Consider the following 20,286-nt stretch of genomic DNA (forward strand, 5'->3'; position numbering starts at 1 on the left):
AAGCAACTAATTTTTGTTTTATTTAGAATATGCACTTTTTAAAAAGAGCAAAATACCTATCTATAGGCAAGCGCAATAATTCCGATTTCCCTGCACGATGTAAAGCCACTAACACCGAAACTTTATGAAATTTTTTATTTTTTAGGATGGTTTCTACAACATCAGTAATTAATATTCGTCTTACTTTTCTGTAGGAAAATCCAACAAAATTAGAAGAAACAATATGCAGATCTTTAAAAAAGTATTTGGATTCCAACATTTTGATATCAACATTTGGTCCTTCTAAATGTCGGTTTATAATGATTTCAATAAATGCGTCTTTATCCCTAATACTAGGATCAATAAAAAGGTTAGAATAAAGGTTTCTTAAATTCTGAACACATTGCTGTTTTAGTTCCTTATCTTTTTCCATCCTAATTGTTAGGCTATTAGGATGATAGCGATAGAAATAATATACGGGGTTTTCTAATCTAAAATAGCTGCTATGTTTAAGTGCTCGTAACCAAAAATCATAATCTTCTACAAGGAATAGTTTTTCATTATAACCGATATTCCGTTCATAAACTTCTTTTTTATACAGGAAACAGGCCCCAATAACTCCATAAAATAATAGATATTCAATATCCTTAAGCCTAGCGTGTCTTACTAATTCCCCCTCATCATCTATAATTAGATAGTCACTATAAACTATATCTACATTTTTCTTTACAAGTGTTAGATATAGCTTTTTAATGGCATCTTTTTGAAAGATATTATCATCGGAGGTCCAAGTGATAAAATTTCCTTTGGCATTTTTATGCCCAATATTTAAGCTTACTGGTAGCGTAAGATTTTCTTTGTTTTTTATGATAGAAATTCTGCTATCTTTAGATTTAAATTCTTCTGCAATTAAAATGGAATCATCTGTAGATCCATCATCTACAATAATCAGTTCCAAATTTTCATAAGTCTGGTTAAGGCAACTACTAATGGCTAGCTCTAAATATTTTCTTCCATTATGTACTGGAAGAATAATAGAAATAAGAGGGGAATCTGTCATTGATATTTTTTCTCAATTACTAAGGAATATTTTTTTTATCCAAGAAGTCTCTCTTCTTATCTGAGATTTGAAATATTCTTTATTCTTTATAAGTAACTCTGGAAAAACCTTAGCATGCTGATAAAAATCATTTTTAGCCCTTTCTATAAAGGGAAACTCTTCCTTTTTAAAACGAATCTTCAGGTAATTCTCTATAAGCATCCAACTATAAATAGCGTCTAAAACTTTGCTTTCTGAATTGAAGTAACTTAAATTATCTTCGCCAGGAAGGCGATAAAATGCAATGCTATCCTCTGAAAAACAAATTTTATCAGAATTGATTATAACTCTAATCATAAATTCGGAGTCATCATTTAGCGATAAATATTCATTCCAATATCCAGCTTTAATAATAATTGATTTCCTAATTAAATAAGCGTGCGGTGGAAAATAGCAAATAGACACTCCCATGGCATTAATAAAATCTGATGGATTCTCGAAATCATCATAGGCTTTTAAATTTTGATGAATTTTAGAATTATCGAGGTCATCTTTAAAAGTACCCCATTTACAAGTTGCAATTGAATTTTGTGGTTTTTTTTCTAATAACTTTAATTGACTTGATAGTTTTTCTTTTGAAATAAGATCATCCGAATCCAGAAATTGTATATACTCTCCATTAGAAATTTCCAATCCATAATTCCTGCAAGAACTTGCTCCTTTAGGCTTTTCTTCAGGGCGAGGATATAAATTAATTCTTTCGTCATTGCTAGAATAAAATTCTACTATTTCTGTAGTTCCATCACTAGATCCATCATCCACCACTATGCATTCCCAATTTGTATAGGTTTGGGCTATTACAGAATCTAAGGTTACTCCAATTAAAGAAGACCTGTTAAAAGTTGGAATAATGATGGATATTAAATTCTCCATTCTACCTTTAAAAATTATTGTTTTTAATTTTAGACATCTTTAATAAAAAATTCAAAACCATTCGATGAAGTTTTCTCGCTGCAATATAATCTTGTAATTCCAAAGTTGATTTAACAATTGGTAGATTAAGCTTGTTTCTTGAATCTATTAGTTCTTTATAATCTGCCATTATTAGAGGAAAATGTTCTTTGAGACAAAAATCCCTTTCTTGATATAATAATTTTTCATTTACCGGATCACTTGATATCCCATTAATATCAAAATCAATAAGGACAAAATTTAATTTTTTATAGGTAGCATTATATTTACATATTGCACAAATAAAGAACTCCCAATCAGAAACAAATTTTAATTCTTCATTATAATAGAAAACTTCATCAAATAATGTTTTTTTAATGAAAGCAGCTTGATGAATTATGGTACTATTACAGAAAAAACTGAATTTTAATTTTTCAGGATATACCAGCACATCTTTTTTCTCTGATTTTTTATTGTCTCTAAGTTGAACATCTCCATAAAAAATATCGAAACCATCTATTAATTTTTCAGCTACTTGAGATAAAACATTATTGTTATTCAAAAAATCGCCACTGTTCAAAAACAATAAATACTCTCCAGAAGCTGCATTAATCCCTTTATTCATGGCATTATATATTCCGGAATCCTCTTCACTTACCCAAATATCTATTTTATCATTTTGGCTTTCAATAAATTCCTTACTTCCATCGGTAGATCCACCATCAATAACAATGTATTCAAATTCTTTCCAAGTTTGATGGCTTACACCTAATAAAGTTCCCTTTAAACCTTCTAGATCATTATAGTTTATGGTTATTATAGAAAGTAAAGGCTTTTTAAGCATCTTGATTTTTAAATTTATTCTTATAAACTTCTGCTATTCCTTCTAACAATTCAATTTGATGTTTCCAACCCAAGCTATGCACTAAGGAGACATCTAATAATTTACGAGGAGTCCCATCTGGCTTATCTTCATTCCAAATTAGTTTGCCTTTAAATCCTACTATTTTTCGAATCGTTTCGGCAAGTTCTTTTATCGAGATATCTTGTCCAGTCCCTATATTCACACTTGTATTTCCTTGGTACGTTTTCATTAAATAAAAGCAGGCTTTTGCTAGGTCATCTACATGTAAAAATTCTCTCAATGGCGCGCCTGTTCCCCAAAGTTCGACAGGTTCACTTTGTCCAGTTCTATCAAATTGAATTTTTGCTTCATGAAATTTACGCAATAATGCCGGAAGCACGTGCGCAGTTTCTAAATCATAATTATCATTGGGTCCATAAAGATTTGTTGGCATTACAGAGATAAAATTACAGCCATACTGACAGTTATAGTTTTCACAAAGCTTTACACCAGCGATTTTCGCGATAGCATAAGGTTCATTAGTTGATTCTAATTTACCGCTTAACAAATAAGATTCCTTAATAGGCTGTGGCGACAATTTCGGATAAATACAGGAAGAGGCTAAAAACATTAATTTTTTGACTCCGTGAACATAACTTTGGTGGATCACGTTGTTCTGGATCATTAAGTTTTCATATAAAAACTGTGCCCTATAGGTATTGTTTGCTTCTATTCCTCCCACTTTCGCAGCCGCTAAAAACACAAACTCCGGTTTTTCTTCTTGAAAAAAAGCTGAAACAGCCTGTTGACTGGTGAGATCTAATTCTTGGGATGTCCTTCTCACTAGATTTGAATAGCCTTCGAGTTCCAATTGCCTTACAATTGAAGAACCCACCATTCCAGTATGCCCTGCAATATATATTTTAGAATCTTTCTCCATTAGTTACGAATTTACCCGAATTTATCTGAATTAAAACAAATTTATTCGAATTTCGAGAGATTGTGGTTTTTGAAAGTGGGAAGTAGAATAAGGGAAAAGCTCGTGGTTTGGAGTTTGGAAAAACACGAATTTCAAGGATTACAAGGATTTGAAATTTTGAGCTTTTTCTTTAACTACCCCTTTGGAGCCTGTCCCGATTTTATTTCGGGAGCCTGGGGGGATTTTTACTCATTATATTTTAAAGTGTCATGGCCTCCATCTTTCAAGTATTTCTCTTTCAGAAATAACTTCATATCCGCCGTCATCATGTCTTTAACCAATTCACCTATAGAATGGCTTGGCTCCCAACCCAGTTTTTCTTTACATTTTGTTGCATCCCCAATAAGCATATCCACCTCAGTGGGACGAAAATATTTCGGATCGATCTTTATCACCTCTTTTCCAATAGGTAATTGATATTCAGGATTGGCACAGGACGCTATCTTTCCTATTTCATTCTCCAGTTCACCTTCATATTCCAAAACAATACCAAGCTCAGCAAAAGCAAGATCTACAAATTCTCTAACGGAAGTTGTTACTCCTGTGGCGATCACAAAATCTTCTGGAATTTCCTGTTGCAGCATTAGCCACATGGCCTGTACATAATCTTTAGCATGTCCCCAATCTCTTTTTGCATCCAGATTTCCCAGATACAAGGAGTCTTGCATCCCCAGAGCTATTCTGGAGGCTGCCCGAGTGATCTTTCTGCTTACAAAGGTTTCTCCCCTAAGCGGAGATTCATGGTTGAATAAGATACCATTGCATGCATACATTCCATAAGCTTCCCGGTAGTTTACGGTGATCCAATAAGCATAAAGTTTAGCAACTCCATAAGGACTTCTTGGGTAAAAGGGGGTGTTCTCGGTTTGAGGTATTTCCTGTATTTTTCCAAATAGTTCTGATGTAGAAGCTTGATAGATTCTGGTTTTATGAGTAAGCCCTAATAACCTAACCGCTTCTAAAACACGCAAGGTTCCTAAGCCATCTATATTTCCGGTATATTCCGGCGTATCAAAACTCACCTTAACGTGAGACATAGCTCCAAGATTATAGATCTCATCTGGCTGCACCTCTTGGATAATACTTGTTAGATTCATGGGATCACTAAGATCTCCATAATGCAATTTAAACCGAATATTCTTTTCATGAGGATCTTGGTACAGATGATCTATCCTATCTGTATTAAAAGAGGAACTCCTTCTTTTAATACCATGAACACTATAGCCTTTATCCAATAACAGTTCTGCAAGATAGGCTCCATCTTGACCTGTGATTCCTGTGATTAGAGCTGTTTTATTCATGTTTGAGTTCAAATTTAAATTTTGAAAGATAAGAATTCTTACTTCTTAAAGTTTGTTATAATATTCATGAAGTTTTGAGCATAGATTTCTGATGTATATTTTTTCTCGAAAATTTTTCTGGCCTTCATTCCCATTTTAATCCTTTGCTCCCTATTTTTTATTAAGTAAATCATTTTTTCTGCTAATTGATTATGATCAATTTCATAAAATAGTCCAGTAATATTTTCTTCTATCAATTCTACTGTTCCTCCCTCTCTATATCCTATTACTGGTATAGCTGTTGCCATAGCTTCTATAGTAACTCTTCCCATTCCTTCCATTCTTGAGCACATTAAACATACATCCATTGCCAAAAAGGCGTTAAAGGGATCTGAAACATGTCCCCAAAATTCAACTCTATCAGTAAGTTTTAACTCTTCAACCAATTTTCTTAGTCTGTTTTGGTCCCCTTCACCAACTATTATTAATCTGGTTTTAGGGTAATTTTTATTAACCATAGCAAAAGATTTAATTGCTTCCTCCTGGCCTTTTTTAGGATGGAGTAAACCTACTATTCCAAAAACAAGAGCTTCATCTATTTTTTCAGTTTTAAGTTTACGCAATTCATCTAATTTCAATAAATCATTACAACTTGATACGCCGTTATAAAGCACCTTAATATTATTAATATTATTTTTTCTACTATAATATTCTTTAAGAAAGGAAGAAACTGATATGATTATATCTGATTTATTAAACGTTTTATTAACAAACTTGGTGTTATAAAACCATTTAAAACAATATTGCTCTTGACTTTCTCTAAGATGCCAAATATGAGGTATGTTATACTTTTTCGCGTATAATAAACCAAAATTAAAAACTGATGAATTTGAATGAATAAAATCAGGATTAAAATTTCCTAATTTTAATTTTAGACTGCTTACTTGACTATTATTAAATTTCTTCCTTTTAATATTTTTTTTCCATTTTTCAACTTTGAAAATTAGATTTCGATATTTATTTTTGGTGGTTTGAGGCTGAATTCCACACCACCAATTAAATTGGTGAATTAGATAAGGAATATTTTTATTTTCAAGAAATTCACCAAGATCTCCTTTTTCTGGTATTACTACAAATGGCTTAGCTCCATGTTGCTTGAGCCCTTCCAACAAATTAATCAATGATTTATTTGCTCCATACAAAGCAGAATAATGAGTGATAAATAAAATATTCATTGAAATTTATTTAAAACTTAATTCTATGATTTCATTTAAACTCCTAATATGTAAATCAAGAGAATAGTGTTTACATATATTTTCTTTACCCCTTTGCCCTAAATCTATAGCTATTCGTTTTTGATCAATAAGGTAAATCATTTTCTCAGCCATTCCAACTACATCATGTTCTTCCACTAATAGACCTGTTACCCCATTAATAATCACATCAGGAATTCCAGCATGATTGGTTGAAATAACGGGTATTCCAGCAGCACTTGCTTCCAGTATTCCTACCGGGGTGCCTTCAGCATCCCCATTATCAGCTGTAAGGGAATGTTGAACCATTGCCAATGACTCACTTAAATACTCCCTGTATTTATCAGGACTTATTACTCCTGGAAATTCAATATTACTCTGTAATCCATAATAATCTACTAAATTTTTACAAGTATTTAATAATTCTCCTTCTCCAGCCATAATAAGTTTTGCCTCTGGATACTTGTCCAGAACCTTAATAAATGAAAGAATTAGATAATATGGTGCTTTTTTATTTACGAAGCGCCCTATTGATATAAATTGAAGCTTGTTGAAATTAGGCTTTACCTGAAGAAATTTTTCATTTGGGCCACATACATTATATATCAATTTAATTTCAGGACAGCCCATTTTTATGAGATCTTGATACATTTTCTTGGATACCACAATTATAAATCTTGCGGTTTCAAAAACTCTTTTGTAATTATCATTCTGCTTAATAACACTTTTTACAGAGGCATCAAAACCATGAAAATGTACTATTAGAGATAGGTTTAGTGCCTTACAAATAGAAACTATTTTTTCTCCAGTAGTTCCATATTCTGCAAAAACCAATGAGATTTTATTCTTTTTAAAAGAGCTAATCAAGGCTTGTTCTTCTAACGTAAACCGATTTAAATTAAAATGCCCTTTAATAATATCCAAGATTCTTTTACTTCTGGAATTAAGAACCAGACCTCCTTCCAGTTGCGTCGGCAACTCGCCGTTAAAATAGTAGAAAATATTTCCTTGAAGCAACTGTTTATGTGCCTGAATAAAAGTTTCAGAATAAGCATTCTTATTTGGGGATAATAAAGCTATATTCATTTAATTTTTTAAGTTCTATATTATTTTCTAGCTATTCCTGAAAGTCCGGTAATCATTTGGCCATCTACAAATTTAACTGTATCAGGCCTGTCTATTTTTACTAAATATTTTATAATAGGCTTTATAAAAAAGGACAATATATCTCTTTTATTTTCTGGCATGTTGCTTCTACGCACCCACAAACCTAGCATTTGAGCCATTGATGCATGCCAACCACCAGTTGCTTTTATTTCAATACTATTAAAGCCTGCATTAGAAAGATGTCGCTTTAAAGCAAATGGCGTATATCTATATTCATCATTTGGAACCTCGTGCAAATTCCATAAAAAAGGAACTGTAAAAAAGAATGTTCCCCCTGGCTTTAAAATTCTCCAAACCTCTTTTAAAACCAATTCGGGCTCTGGACAATGTTCTAAAACCTCCGTGCCAAAAGCACAATCAAATGAATTAGATTCAAAAGGCATTACTTTGCCATTCCAAATGAAATCAGGCTTATTATCTGTATCATAATTTAGGGCTGTCTCTATATCCAATCCCACATATTTTTCTATAGAGGAATTTTGCAAGATATATTCCTTATAAGGCATTTTACCACAGCCAATGTCTAAAAGATTTCCTTCAAGATTAACGAGATTGTCATTTAAAGATTTTAAAATTGCACTACGAATATACCATCTATCTAAGTTGGAGTTTTCAAATGGTATTTCTGTAAAATTGTCCATTATCAGATTTTAGAAAAAATTACCATAATATTTCTTCCTTTAATAAGTTTACAGCAAATTTTTCTTAAAATATTAGGAGCCACGGTGTATAAAAAGCTAATAGTTTTTTTTAAAATTTTATTGGGTGCATTTTTCAGATGATATTGAATAAAATATTCATATGAGTTATTTAACGGCTCAAATTCAATTGTTTCACATTTTATTGGGAAAATTTTTTCTAAAGATTTTAAAGACCTTTTATTCCACAAACCAGCATGATGTGGCGGTAAATTAAGGGTATGATACTTATCAGATATAAATAGATATGGATTATTGTTTGGAACACCTACAATAAGTTTACCCCCAGGTTTTATTGTATCTACTGCAGCTTGAATAAAACTTCTAACTTCGGTAATATGCTCTAAAACTTGAAAAGTAACTACAACATCATATTTATTTTTATTTTTTTCTGCCTCCTCTTGTATTAAACAATCTTCTATGTTAAGATTTTGGATTTTACATTGGTTTACAGCATGAGAGTTCAGTTCTATTCCTTTAGCAGAAATATTTTTTTCTCTCAACATTGACAAAAATATACCAAAGCCAGAACCAATTTCTAGAACCCTATCGTTATTCTTTATATACTTAATAGCTCTAAAATGCTCCCAACGTTGCGAATAATAAGGTCTATTCTTAGAAATATTTTCGTAAAAAGCTGCATCAGCCACTATATTGTAAGGAAAATAAAATAAATACCCCGTATATTTGCATTTGTACAAATAAATTTCTGGCTCATCAAAGAATCTATCTACTTTAATATTAATATCATTATATAGCCTAATAATTTTATCAGTCTCAAATGAACTATATAAAAAAGCTTCCGTTTCAGGATTTAATGGACTTTTAATACTATGCATCAGTTTTTGAAATATTCCAAGATGTTTCACTCTCCTTATAGATAGCTGATCCATTATGCCAATAATAGGGTCTTTTCTTCATGTTTATGATTTCAAACTTACACTCTTCAGTTACTGCATCAAGTCTGTTTTTAGAGAAATTATCAGCAAAAAATACATTTAGTTTATAAACTCCTTGATAAAGTTTTAAATTTTTAATTTTCGAGGTTAAACAATAATTTCCCTTTTCTTGACAAAATGTATTTTCTTCATTTAGTATTAATTCATGAATTAAAGGGATATTATCACTGTTTAATATTTGGTATGAAACCGCTGGAGCTATTATTTTCCGTTCACAATAAAGTTCAATTTTGATAGTAATATCCTCATTAAAGTCATGAATCCCCTTAGGTGAACTTGTAATTATTTCTATTAAGTTTATATGAGATCGTATATTTGGTTTTGGATTTTTATAATGCCAACTTTTATTTAAATCATCATTAAGATAATTTTCTACCGATGATTGAATATCTCCTTCAAAAGTTACTAATCCATTCTTCAAAACTAAACCTCTATCACAAAGACTCCTTACACTTGCCATATTATGGCTCACAAATAGCACGGTTCTTCCTTCTCCTTGAGATAAATCCTGCATTTTCCCAATCGCCTTTTTTTGGAAATCTACATCACCGACAGCTAAGACCTCATCTACCACTAGAATTTCCGGTTCCAAATGGGCAGCCACCGCAAATCCAAGCCTTACTGTCATTCCGCTACTGTATCTTTTGACAGGAGTGTCTATATACATTTCACAGCCAGAAAAATCTATAATTTCGTCTAGTTTTCTTTTAATCTCTGGTTTAGACATTCCCAAGACGGCCCCATTCATAAAAATGTTTTCCCTGCCGGTAAGCTCACCGTGAAACCCTGTACCTACTTCCAATAATGAGGCAATACGCCCTCTGGTTTTAATACTTCCCGTAGAAGGAGATGTTACCCGAGAAAGTATTTTGAGCAAAGTGGTTTTACCCGCACCATTTTTACCAATAATTCCCAAAACTTCACCTGTTTTAACTTCAAAATTAATATCCCGTAGTGCCCAAACATAATCTTCAGTAGCCTTTGCACTTCGGTCGTTCACACCACCAACTTTTAAAAAAGGATCTTCCAAACCTCTTACATTGCACCACCAACGTTTAAAATCATCAGATATAGTACCAGTGCCTACAGTACCTAATCTATATTGTTTGGAAATATTTTCGGCTTTTAAAATTATGCTCATTGGGTTGTTTTATGGGACTCTGTATTTAGATTTCAATTCTTTCACAAGAATTTCATGGTTTATTTTATGAGAATGCTAATCCTTGTAAAAATGATAGCCCTGAAAGATACAAAAATCAAGCTTTTGGGGATAATAATAAAGGAATAGTTCAGAAAAAATAGTGCTTAAAATTATTTTTTAACCCCTAAAATAATTTGATGAAAAGGCTTTACAAAAGACACTTTAATTATTTCAATATTAAAATAGGTAAATATGTTTTCAAGCAATTTAATGTCAAAAACATGATGGTGTAAACATCTATTATTAAGATTATCTAAAGATCTATTTTCAAATTGTGTCTTTGTTCCCGCTGGGGAATCTAAATTTAAGTCATGAAATTGTAAAATTTCTTCTAGATGCGCTAAATCGGTTTCGTCAATATTACCATTCAAATCATCTACAATATGTTCAAAGCTTGTAACAGGTCTTTGATGATCGAATGTATATCTTTTATCAGGTAAAATCAATAATATTGCTCCTCCTTTTTTGATTACTCTTAACCATTCTTCAACAGTTTTCAATGCATTTGCACAATGTTCTAAGCAATGGCTCGCTATAAGAAAATCGTACTTTTTATTTGGAATAGCTTTTAAATTACTAGCTTCACAAATAAATTGATATCCAATTTTGTTCTCGAAATAATTAAAGTTTTGTCCTTCGGCTAAATTACCTTCCCAAGTAGTATGAGGACTAAAATTAACGCCATCTAAAGATTTTATAACCGGATAAATTGGAATTTCTTGAGAAAATATTTTACTAGGGCCACCTATTTCTATTCCTTTTTTATTTTTGAAATAACTTTTATAAAGTTCTATTTTTTTAATAGGTTTTGCTTGATAAGGATAAAACTTATTCTTAAAAATTTCTAAAACTCCTATTAGCCCTTTGTTTTTTAAGACTTTGAAAACTGTTCTAATTTTTGGCATATTGAGATTAGTTTTTGTAACAAAAAATATTCAGTTGTAAGTCCATGCCAAAATTTAAATCTCTTTCTACAAAAGGATATCTTCTTGTGTAAGCTTCTTTTATATGATATTTAAAACCTGCATTTTGAACTATTTCTAAAATGTTATGCAAATTTTGTTCTATATTAGGCATACTATGATATTCTATAAATAGAAAATCAATATTTTTTAATTCATCTTCACAATCTTTTATAACTTCATATTCAGCACCTTCAATATCAATTTTTAAAAAATCAATTTTTTTTCCCTGCAAATATTTTTTAAGGCTTGTGGTTTGTACTTTTTTATATATACCATTAATCGTTTCATTTTCAATTCGCCCACCAGCTCCGCCTTCCACAATAAAAGATAGCGTATCTTCACAATTCCAAACCGCTTTATTTATTAATTCCACATCTTTATACCCAAATGATTTTATGTTTTTTTCTAAAAAACTAAAAATATAATCATCTGCTTCAAAAGCTATAATAGTAGCCTCCGGATATAACTCTTTAAAATAGATTACACTCATCCCTAAGTTTGCTCCACAATCTATTATATAAGGATTAGGGCTACTTGCCTTAAATTTGTACATCTCTGTTTGGAACAATTCGTCATTACATAAATTAAATGAAGCAATATCATGAATATATAACTTGTTACCCCGGAAGTTCTTTTCTAAAGGTACAAATCGAGCAATCTCTTTTATTCCAGCTTTTCTCCATAATTTGACTTTTCTCAAGACTTTTTTAAGACTATAAATAACTTTATTCATATTACTTATTAGTTTTAAATACCCTATTAAAAATCTTTTTTAAGTAGCTTTGTTTCAACTTCGGAGTTGGAAAATTGTGAATTGGTATAATAATTTTGCCCGAAATTTCAGCAACAGGTGGGCTCATTAATCTCTTTTCCACCACTAAAACACTATCATAATAATGCAATGCATAGGTGTTTTTCGTGATTGAATCTACTTTAAGTTTAGAGTCTTTTGAGTGCCAAGCATTTATTGAATCGATAATATTTTTACTATATTCAATAAAACTATTAGGGTTTTTAAATCCACCTCCATAATTCTTCCAATACGAGGTATGTAAATCTTCGCATAAATAGATACCATCATCATTTATATGCTCATATAATTCTTCAAATGATACGATTTGTTGTAGCATAGTATGTCCGCCATCATCTATTAAAATATCCAGTTTTGGTATCTGGGTTTTAACGTACTTCAAAAATTCCTTATCCTCTTGTGATCCTATAAAAATTTTTATGTTTTCTGTTTCAAATTGTTTACACAAAGGATTAATATCAATTGCAAATATTTTCGCTTCCTCGCCAAAGTAATCGCCCCACATATTTAAAGAACCTCCTTGGTAGACTCCTATTTCCAAAATAACTACTGGTTTGTTTTTATATTTTTTAAACCAAAAATCGTAGATGTCAAAATAATGCCTCCATTTATGGATGGCATTGCTAGTGTTATTTTCAAAAAAATTTTGAATTTGCGACATTTTTTTATTCTAACTTATTGATATATGTGTACCAAATGAGTTTAATTATAGAATTTAAATGATATTGTTTTCAACAAAAAAAAACTATTTCTAAAATCATTATAAGTATTTATACAAAATAACAATTTTGATTTCTCACTTGCGCACTTCTTAACGGAGGGAATTGACAAATTAAATTTCATATAAAATCTACAGTTACTAAAAAGTATAATAGAATAGTTAATGAGTCCCGTTAACGGACTAGCTTAATATCATTTTAGTTTCAATAATCATTTTACACAAAACTATAGATTCATTATTAAAATGAATTTTTTAAAAACCTTTTAATAAATTTAAAATGGAATCTGGAAATAAATTTCATGTTTAATAGCTTTAGCCACCAATATAAAGCTTCTGAATTTAAATTATTATCCAGCAAACCCATTACAAATATAGCTCCGGTTGTAAATTCAGCATTTTTCAGTCTATTAGCAGAAATTTCTGATTTAATAATGGGCAATTTATCCCGATTTTTTTTATGAAATATACTTGTAGAAAGATACCAATCCCTATCAATTTTCCCTCCTGAAAAATGTTCAATCAAAAGTTCATTAGTAGCCCCAACCTTCTTATTTAGACAATAGTGTTTTAAAGAAAGATCTAAATCATAATTATGGTAACCTTTCAAATTCTCATCAAATCTAATCCTTTCATCCTTTTTCATTATCATTAAAACTCCATCAATAGCAGCAACCTCAACAAATGATTTTTCATTAAAGCCTTCATTTTTATCAAAAAATTTTGAATTAGCTTTATCATGTTGAACTATTCGAATATAATTCAAACCAGGTCCGGTCCACCAAGTAGATGGCATTTTAGTTTTTATTGAACTTCCTGCAATTCCTAGCAAACCTAAATCTTTATTATTTTCAAATGTTTTTTTGATTATTTCTCCCCAACCTATTGTTCGAAATAAAACATCTTCATGTAAAAACAACAAATAATTAAATTTGGACTTTGCAGCACCAATATTATAAGCCTCACATATTCCTATTTTCCCTGGATTATCAATTTTTATTAATTCAAAATCTATATCCCCTATTGTTTCAGCAATATTTTTAGTTAAATCTTTATATAGTTCTTCTCTATAAGATGATACTATTATAGAGATCATACTATTTCATTTATAATGAAGAATTTTTTTTTCATACAATTTATGCTATGGGTAAAACTAAAAATAACAAACCTATATCAAGGTGGCTATATTATTTTTTAGTTAATACTTTAATTAGGTATTTTCGTTTAATTAAATATAGATAAGTGTGTATAACTTTTAAAGGTGCTACCAATATTAATCTAAACGACATCTTTAGAGATTTCAAAAATTTATTTTCTCTGAAATAACTTGCCATTAAAGAAAATTGATGCTGTTGGAGGCTTTTCTTAATCACTTTTCGTTGACTCAAAAAACCAGAATCTCTAAAAACACAGTCAACAATATCTAAATTAACTTTTACAATATCGCTGGGGATTAGTTTCAATCTTTCTGAAACTCCAATTTCTTTCCTATAAACTGCTGTGATATCTTCTAAATAACCGATTTTTCCTCCGTTTCTTATAGTCCATAAATAAATTGGCCAATCCCCATAAGGAAATCGATCTATCCACTCTGGAAATTCCTCGAAGTATTGATTATTTTTAAATAGTACAGTGACAGATGGAATATAATTTTCAAAAATAAGATCCTTGAAACAGGAAACTTCAGTTAGGCCAACTGCTGGTTTAGTTTGAAGATTCCCATCTGGAAATAAGAATTTTACTCCCGTAAAAACTATCGAATAATCTGGGTTATTCTCTAAAAAATCTACTTGTTTCTTTAACTTAAAAGGATCTATCCAATAATCGTCCCCGTCGCAAATAGCAACATATTTACCATCACACTCTTTTAGAGTTCTTATAAAATTATTTATTAAGCCTAAATTTTTCACAGAAGGCAGCAATTTTATTTTGTCTGTATTTTCTTTTGCATATTTTTCGCAGATTGAACGTGTATTATCGGTACTACAATCTTCACCTATTACCAGTTGGTAGGCAAAATCTGTTTTTTGATCCAATATACTTTCAATTGTTTGGCCAATAAACTCCTCTTGGTTATAGGTTAAGATAAAAACACTGACACAAATATTTTCCATTAAAAAATAGCCTTTTTATATATAATTAATTGGCTTCTTGTAAATGGTTTATTTAGAAACTCTGGTAAAAAACGTTCGCTTTTTAATGCCCAACGCTTAAATTTATTTCGGCGTTCGCCCCATCCAAAGAAACGGCTTTATCGCTCAAGCGTACCAACGGGAATAATTTCTACATCGTTAAAAAATTCTTCTCCTGCTTTTTTCCAATGTTTGGAACTAAAACTTCTGTCAGGGTGCGGATCTATTTCTTTCCATTTTTTGAAATCTACTTTATTAAATTTAGAAGGCCTCCCGCCAATAGGTATATGCCAGCGTATCTCATCAAGCACCTTTGAATTTACAGCAGGTTCAAAAAATCGTGCTTCCCCATCGGGTTTTAGCAGCCTGGCGGTTTCCCTTAAAAATAATTTTTCTATAGGGATTGTTAAATGATGTAAAAAGGCCTTTCCAACCACAAAATCAAAGGTTCTAGAAGGCAGTTTGTTCTCCAAAAAATCTCCTTCCACAAATTTGATGGGATATTTAAAAGTATAATTTTCGTTTAGCTTCCTCACTATTTCGCCACTTGCAGAAGCGATATCATTGGCAACCACCTCAGCTCCTAAAGCCGCCATTACCGCAGCATTGGTACAATCTCCACAGCCCATTTCCAATACTTTCTTTCCCTTTATTTTCTCCCTGAAATTATTCTGATATAATCCAAACCAACTGGTTTCTGTAGTAGTTGCCGATTCGAGAAATTTATCGAGGTTATTGATCCAGTGAAGAATATTGCTGATGGGATAGTTAGCGTACAGCGCTTCATAATGAAGTTTGTTTTTTTCTTGATTTTGGTCTGTACTACTCATAAGACTTCGTATGTGCGCAATTTATAAATTATTGATCACCGAAACGGCAAAAAATTTATTTATGATTGTGACTTGTTAATTCGGGATTCGTTGATTAACATCCCTCCACCAAATCATTACAACGTCACTTCATCACAACTTTACTTCATCACTTTTCCGAAACGGGCAACTTTCCATCAAACCTTTTTGCAATTCTTTTATTTTTGAACTTTGGGGTAGGTTTTTATAGTTATCCAAAAGTTCCTGCAATCTTTCCAGAGAATATTTATCCCTGATAAACCCAGCCTGATAAAAAGGAATTTGAACCGATTCTAGATAATCCCGATACTTAATTCCATCACCAAAGATCTTATCTGAGAATTCTACCCAAATACTCGGGATATTATAAGCATGAGAAACTATAATGCCGTGAAGGGAAGAAGAAATGGTTTTCTCACATTCTAATATTTGTCGGGTGACCGCTTCTATATCCATCGTCATAAGATCGATTACCAGAATCTCAGAGTCATTTTTATAAAGATCTGAAACAAATTTAAAATCGTGATAATGCGGAATAATCCCAATTTCAAATTCCTTTTTAATAGTGGGGTGATAATACTTTGGCAACAATAAAGCGGGATCTCCATAAATTTCAGGACACTCATACCCGAGTTCCAGCAAAAATTTTCTGGTTTGGGGTCCTCGAACCGCGCGGAAATCTGCTTTTGTAATAATTTGTTCCTTATCAATAATTCCACTTCCCCACACTATACTGTCTTTGGAAGCATGGTGAATAATACTTCCTATAGTGACATAATTTGTCTTATTCCATTTATACCAAGGCTGTTTTTTTGGATGAACCCATTTTACTTCTTTTCCTGATATTTTTTCTGCTAAATATTTAGAAAGAAGATCGCCATAGTTTTCCTTCTTCTTAAGGATGAATTTTATCTCGCTCCAGTAAAATAATTGTATCGTTTTGGAGGACATCAATTTTTGGGCTTTGAGGTTTTAATCTTTGTTTTCAAAAATAGTCATTTTTGTTTGAGGATTAGGGTTTACGATTTGTGATATTATATAATTTTCCACATATCAAACTTGATTTAAACTCCCTATAAAATCAATTTCGGAATTTATTTAAAAATTCTTATTATCTGTAAATTAAGTAAAAAAGATATATTTGTTGTCTTAAACCTACTTCCCATTTGAAAAAATTATCAATTCTTATTCCTGCATATAACGAAGAGAAAACCATCTCTTCAATTTTAGAAGTTTTAAAGGATCTAAAACTGGAATATCCCCTGGAAAAAGAATTGATAATAGTAAATGATTTTTCTACAGATCGAACAAAAGAATTAATAGAAGATTTTATAAAATTTAATCCTGAATTATCTATAAAGCTTCATAATCAAGAATTCAATCAGGGAAAAGGAGCTGCACTCCACAAGGCAATTCAACTGGCAACCGGGGATCTTATTATTATTCAGGATGCCGATCTGGAATATGATCCAGAAGAATATAATATTTTGCTAAAGCCAATGATGAATGGCAAAGCAGATGTTGTTTATGGCTCAAGATTTATGGGTGGTAATCCACACCGTATCTTGTTTTATTGGCATTCTATAGGCAATAAATTCCTTACTTCATTAAGCAATGCATTTACGAACCTTAATCTGACAGATATGGAAACCTGTTATAAACTTTTTAACGCAGAGGTTTTGAAGTCATTAGATCTAAAAGAAAAGAGATTCGGTTTTGAACCTGAGGTTACTGCCAAAATTTGCAGAATCCCGCAGATAAGAATTTATGAAGTAGGAATCTCTTATTATGGGAGAACTTATGAAGAAGGTAAAAAGATCAATTGGAAAGATGGTGTAAGAGCTTTATGGTGCGTTTTTAAATATAATATTATTCAGAAATGAATGCACGAATAATAAAACCATCTTCAAACCTTAAGACATCATTTTCTTTAAATATTTCCAATAATTCATTTTCTGAGACCAAATAATTTCTCCAGTTTACTTCTTTAAGGTAAACGATCTGAGCTTCCCCCATAGATACTTCTTCTTTCATTTTCTCAATTAATAGATTTTCAGATAATCGAGGTAAAAGATAAAAATCCTGTTGAGCATGTAATTTGCCTATTTCAATTCCATTGGTATAAGTAATAATATCAGAATTTTTCTCCTTTATATAATTTAAAGTTTGAGATTCAGCCCACTTTTTTTTCGTATATCCACTGCCATTTTTATAATGATTCTGATAAATTGGAAAAACAGAAGAGGAGAAACTAAGAAAAAGAAATAGAATAGTGCCATTTAAAAGTAACATCTGTCTATGTTCTTTTAAAGTTTGGAGGAAAAAAGTGATGAATAAAAGAATAAATATAAATAATGGCGAAAGAATTCTATTATCCATTGGTGTATATGAGTCATAAAAAGAAATGGATACAATTAGGAAAAGAGGATATATCAAAATAAAAAGAAACGAAAGTAAAATCGCTTTCTGATACCTTTTATAAATTTTTTTTATCAAAACTTCAAATTGAATTTCTGATTTTTTGATTTTAACAACATAGATTACTACCAGGCATATAAGAAGGAAAATGGCTAAAGCACTACCTAAAAACCAATAGGAAACAGTTATGAAAAAATCTAATATTTTGGAAAATGGGATTATATGAATTGCTAATTTCCTCCCTCCTAAATTTTCTTCAAAAGCACTTTGATATATAAACCATGGAGATATCACTAATACAATTAAACCTAAAAACAAGAGAAAATTTCTCACTCTTTCATTCAATTTCCCGTCTTGGAAAAATAAAATAAAGAATAAGTAACATGCTATAAAAGCTATCCCTGCATACCGCGTTAAGAAAAACAATCCACACAAAAATGCAGACCAAAAAAGATGTTTAAATTTTTTGTCAGGTAACCATTTCAGAAATAAATAAAAACTAACCAGCAGCAGAACTAAAAATAAACCTTCGGACAAGAAATAGGAAAAATTTATTGAAACTTGAGAAACAACCAGTAAAATTCCAGAAAATATTATTAGCTTAAAATTGATTTTTAACTCTCTCAGGACTAGTGAATAAAAAAGAATAAAAGCGTAGAAAAGAAACATCTGAAGAATTGACCCTGCGTAAATAACTCCAGAATTAGTTATTTTAGAAATTAGCGCGAGTAATAATGAAAATAATGGTGGCCAATGATTCACAATTTGTCCTTTAATATTGGTAATACCATTTCCTGATTCAATACTGTTAGCAACTTCTAAATAATCCATAGAATCTGGGGTGAATCCTAGATTATATGGTTGGATAATAAAATACAGTAGAATAGCAGCAAAAAATGCCAATAAGTGAAAACAAGTATTAGGTTTGAGCAAATTATCAATAATTTTTAGGTTGCTATTAACTCTCCCAATATAGAGATAAGAACTGTTTTATTTGAATATTTATTTTAGAACGTTAGAAGAAATGAACAGTTCGAATGTAAAAATAGCATAAAATAAATTTCCTATATTTGGAAAAGTCAATATTAAAGGCTGATTTGAAATTAAAAAGAATCTTTATTCTCTTGCCTGATGGCGTTGGCCTTCGGAATTTTGCTTTCACTTAATTCGTAGAAGTTGGTGAGAAAATGGGATGAGAAGTGGTCTTTTGGAATCAAACCGCTTCGAACTTTATGAATTTTGGTTGAAGGAAATAAAGCTAAAATTTTTCTTAAACATAACAAAAATGTTATATATTTAAATTGATGCATTCGACCGATCTTATTAAAATGATTGAAAAGGAAGTCACCACCACTTTAAACATCCGGCTCAAAAAGGACTCGTTACCATTCCTCATCCTAAAAAAGATGTTCCGAAAGGAACGGTAAAATCTATCCTAAGACAAGCAGTAATAGAATAGTTTAAATAAAAAGCCTTGAAAAATAAGAGCATAGAAGTTTATTTAGAGAAAGCGGCAGACGGAACCTATTGGGGCACCACTCAAAACCTGCCGGGGGTAGTAACAGCATTTGGAAATTCCCTTGAGGAATTAAAAATAAATTTACAACAAGCTTACAGCGATTATCTGGAAACGGCAATGGAAGTAAATGAAGAATGGATCCAAGAGATATTAAATGCCAATGTTTTTGTATATCGTTTAGATATTCAAGCACTTTTTAAACTCATTCCTGAAATAAAAATTTCCAGTTTGGCAAAAAAAGCCGGGATAAATGAATCCTTAATGAGGCAATATGCTACAGGAAAGGCCAATGCTTCGGAAGAGAGGGCAAAGAAAATTGAAAAAGCCCTTCATGAATTGGGGAACGAATTATTGTCAGTTTCTTTCTAAGTTTATCGGTTATCGGTTATCGGTTATCGGTTATCGGTTATCGGTTATCGGTTATCGGTTATCGGAAAAATAAAAATTTGAATCGTAAATCAAAAGTTTATTTTTATATACCTCACTTTTTCACTTTTTAACTCCTTCACTCTTTAACTCCTTCAC

General features: G+C 31.1%; 21 protein-coding genes. 3 read left to right on the forward strand and 18 right to left on the reverse strand.

Annotated elements, in window-relative coordinates; genetic code table 11:
• Window positions 1-22: 22 nt before the first annotated feature.
• From H033_RS20615 to H033_RS20650, 17 genes are all read right to left on the reverse strand, one after another.
• Entirely contained in the window at window positions 23-1,039 is a 1,017-nt protein-coding gene (locus tag H033_RS20615) for a glycosyltransferase family 2 protein (protein ID WP_051228065.1), read from the reverse strand.
• A 12-nt stretch (window positions 1,040-1,051) separates the two neighbouring features.
• Complete coding sequence (locus tag H033_RS21080; protein ID WP_026839468.1) at window positions 1,052-1,951, reverse strand: glycosyltransferase family 2 protein; 900 nt, start codon at window positions 1,949-1,951, stop codon at window positions 1,052-1,054.
• Window positions 1,952-1,958: 7 nt separating this feature from the next.
• Window positions 1,959-2,813 carry a glycosyltransferase family 2 protein gene (locus tag H033_RS0117570; RefSeq protein WP_026839469.1) on the reverse strand — a complete coding sequence of 285 codons (855 nt, stop codon included), beginning with the start codon at window positions 2,811-2,813 and terminating at the stop codon, window positions 1,959-1,961.
• Window positions 2,806-3,753 (reverse strand): GDP-L-fucose synthase family protein, encoded by a 948-nt coding sequence (locus tag H033_RS0117575; RefSeq protein WP_026839470.1) that lies wholly within the window; start codon window positions 3,751-3,753, stop codon window positions 2,806-2,808. Before H033_RS0117575 ends, H033_RS0117570 begins: the two co-directional genes overlap by 8 nt.
• 224 nt (window positions 3,754-3,977) lie before the next feature.
• Window positions 3,978-5,093 carry a GDP-mannose 4,6-dehydratase gene (gmd, locus tag H033_RS0117580; protein WP_026839471.1) on the reverse strand — a complete coding sequence of 372 codons (1,116 nt, stop codon included), beginning with the start codon at window positions 5,091-5,093 and terminating at the stop codon, window positions 3,978-3,980.
• Window positions 5,094-5,131: 38 nt separating this feature from the next.
• The gene (locus tag H033_RS0117585; protein ID WP_026839472.1) at window positions 5,132-6,307 is read right to left on the reverse strand and encodes a glycosyltransferase family 4 protein; all 1,176 of its coding nucleotides are present in this window, start codon (window positions 6,305-6,307) and stop codon (window positions 5,132-5,134) included.
• 6 nt (window positions 6,308-6,313) lie between these two features.
• Window positions 6,314-7,411 carry a glycosyltransferase gene (locus H033_RS20625; RefSeq protein ID WP_051228068.1) on the reverse strand — a complete coding sequence of 366 codons (1,098 nt, stop codon included), beginning with the start codon at window positions 7,409-7,411 and terminating at the stop codon, window positions 6,314-6,316.
• A 20-nt stretch (window positions 7,412-7,431) separates the two neighbouring features.
• A complete protein-coding gene (locus tag H033_RS0117595) occupies window positions 7,432-8,133 on the reverse strand; it encodes a class I SAM-dependent methyltransferase (RefSeq protein ID WP_026839473.1) in 702 nt (233 codons plus the stop codon).
• Between the two features lie 2 nt (window positions 8,134-8,135).
• A complete protein-coding gene (locus H033_RS0117600) occupies window positions 8,136-9,029 on the reverse strand; it encodes a class I SAM-dependent methyltransferase (RefSeq protein ID WP_026839474.1) in 894 nt (297 codons plus the stop codon).
• Window positions 9,022-10,290 carry a polysaccharide ABC transporter ATP-binding protein gene (locus H033_RS0117605; protein WP_026839475.1) on the reverse strand — a complete coding sequence of 423 codons (1,269 nt, stop codon included), beginning with the start codon at window positions 10,288-10,290 and terminating at the stop codon, window positions 9,022-9,024. Before H033_RS0117605 ends, H033_RS0117600 begins: the two co-directional genes overlap by 8 nt.
• 170 nt (window positions 10,291-10,460) lie before the next feature.
• Window positions 10,461-11,255 (reverse strand): methyltransferase domain-containing protein, encoded by a 795-nt coding sequence (locus H033_RS0117610; RefSeq protein WP_026839476.1) that lies wholly within the window; start codon window positions 11,253-11,255, stop codon window positions 10,461-10,463.
• Window positions 11,256-11,262: 7 nt separating this feature from the next.
• Entirely contained in the window at window positions 11,263-12,048 is a 786-nt protein-coding gene (locus tag H033_RS20630) for an FkbM family methyltransferase (protein WP_034886447.1), read from the reverse strand.
• Window position 12,049: 1 nt separating this feature from the next.
• Complete coding sequence (locus H033_RS20635; RefSeq protein WP_051228071.1) at window positions 12,050-12,787, reverse strand: class I SAM-dependent methyltransferase; 738 nt, start codon at window positions 12,785-12,787, stop codon at window positions 12,050-12,052.
• Between the two features lie 298 nt (window positions 12,788-13,085).
• Entirely contained in the window at window positions 13,086-13,940 is an 855-nt protein-coding gene (locus tag H033_RS20640) for a glycosyltransferase (protein WP_051228074.1), read from the reverse strand.
• 91 nt (window positions 13,941-14,031) lie between these two features.
• Window positions 14,032-14,958: a glycosyltransferase gene (locus H033_RS0117630; protein WP_026839477.1), complete on the reverse strand. Its 927-nt coding sequence runs from the start codon at window positions 14,956-14,958 to the stop codon at window positions 14,032-14,034.
• A 137-nt stretch (window positions 14,959-15,095) separates the two neighbouring features.
• Entirely contained in the window at window positions 15,096-15,806 is a 711-nt protein-coding gene (locus tag H033_RS20645) for a class I SAM-dependent methyltransferase (protein ID WP_231367655.1), read from the reverse strand.
• Window positions 15,807-15,938: 132 nt separating this feature from the next.
• Window positions 15,939-16,775, reverse strand: coding sequence for a polysaccharide pyruvyl transferase family protein (locus H033_RS20650; RefSeq protein ID WP_034886533.1), 837 nt, complete (start codon window positions 16,773-16,775; stop codon window positions 15,939-15,941).
• Window positions 16,776-16,990: 215 nt separating this feature from the next.
• On the opposite strand from H033_RS20650, the gene H033_RS0117645 reads away from it, so the two are divergent.
• A complete protein-coding gene (locus tag H033_RS0117645; RefSeq protein ID WP_026839478.1) occupies window positions 16,991-17,707 on the forward strand; it encodes a glycosyltransferase family 2 protein in 717 nt (238 codons plus the stop codon).
• On the opposite strand, the gene H033_RS0117650 is transcribed toward H033_RS0117645, so the two are convergent.
• Window positions 17,694-19,175 (reverse strand): ArnT family glycosyltransferase, encoded by a 1,482-nt coding sequence (locus H033_RS0117650; RefSeq protein ID WP_155827870.1) that lies wholly within the window; start codon window positions 19,173-19,175, stop codon window positions 17,694-17,696. The two genes, H033_RS0117645 and H033_RS0117650, sit on opposite strands and share 14 nt — an antisense overlap.
• A gap of 454 nt (window positions 19,176-19,629) precedes the next feature.
• Between H033_RS0117650 and H033_RS22215 the strand changes: the two genes are divergently transcribed.
• Entirely contained in the window at window positions 19,630-19,701 is a 72-nt protein-coding gene (locus tag H033_RS22215; RefSeq protein WP_231367669.1) for a type II toxin-antitoxin system HicA family toxin, read from the forward strand.
• A 15-nt stretch (window positions 19,702-19,716) separates the two neighbouring features.
• Window positions 19,717-20,130: a type II toxin-antitoxin system HicB family antitoxin gene (locus H033_RS0117660; protein WP_026839481.1), complete on the forward strand. Its 414-nt coding sequence runs from the start codon at window positions 19,717-19,719 to the stop codon at window positions 20,128-20,130.
• Window positions 20,131-20,286: the final 156 nt, after the last annotated feature.

Source organism: Gillisia sp. JM1, assembly GCF_000424645.1.
In the GTDB taxonomy this organism is placed as follows: domain Bacteria; phylum Bacteroidota; class Bacteroidia; order Flavobacteriales; family Flavobacteriaceae; genus Gillisia.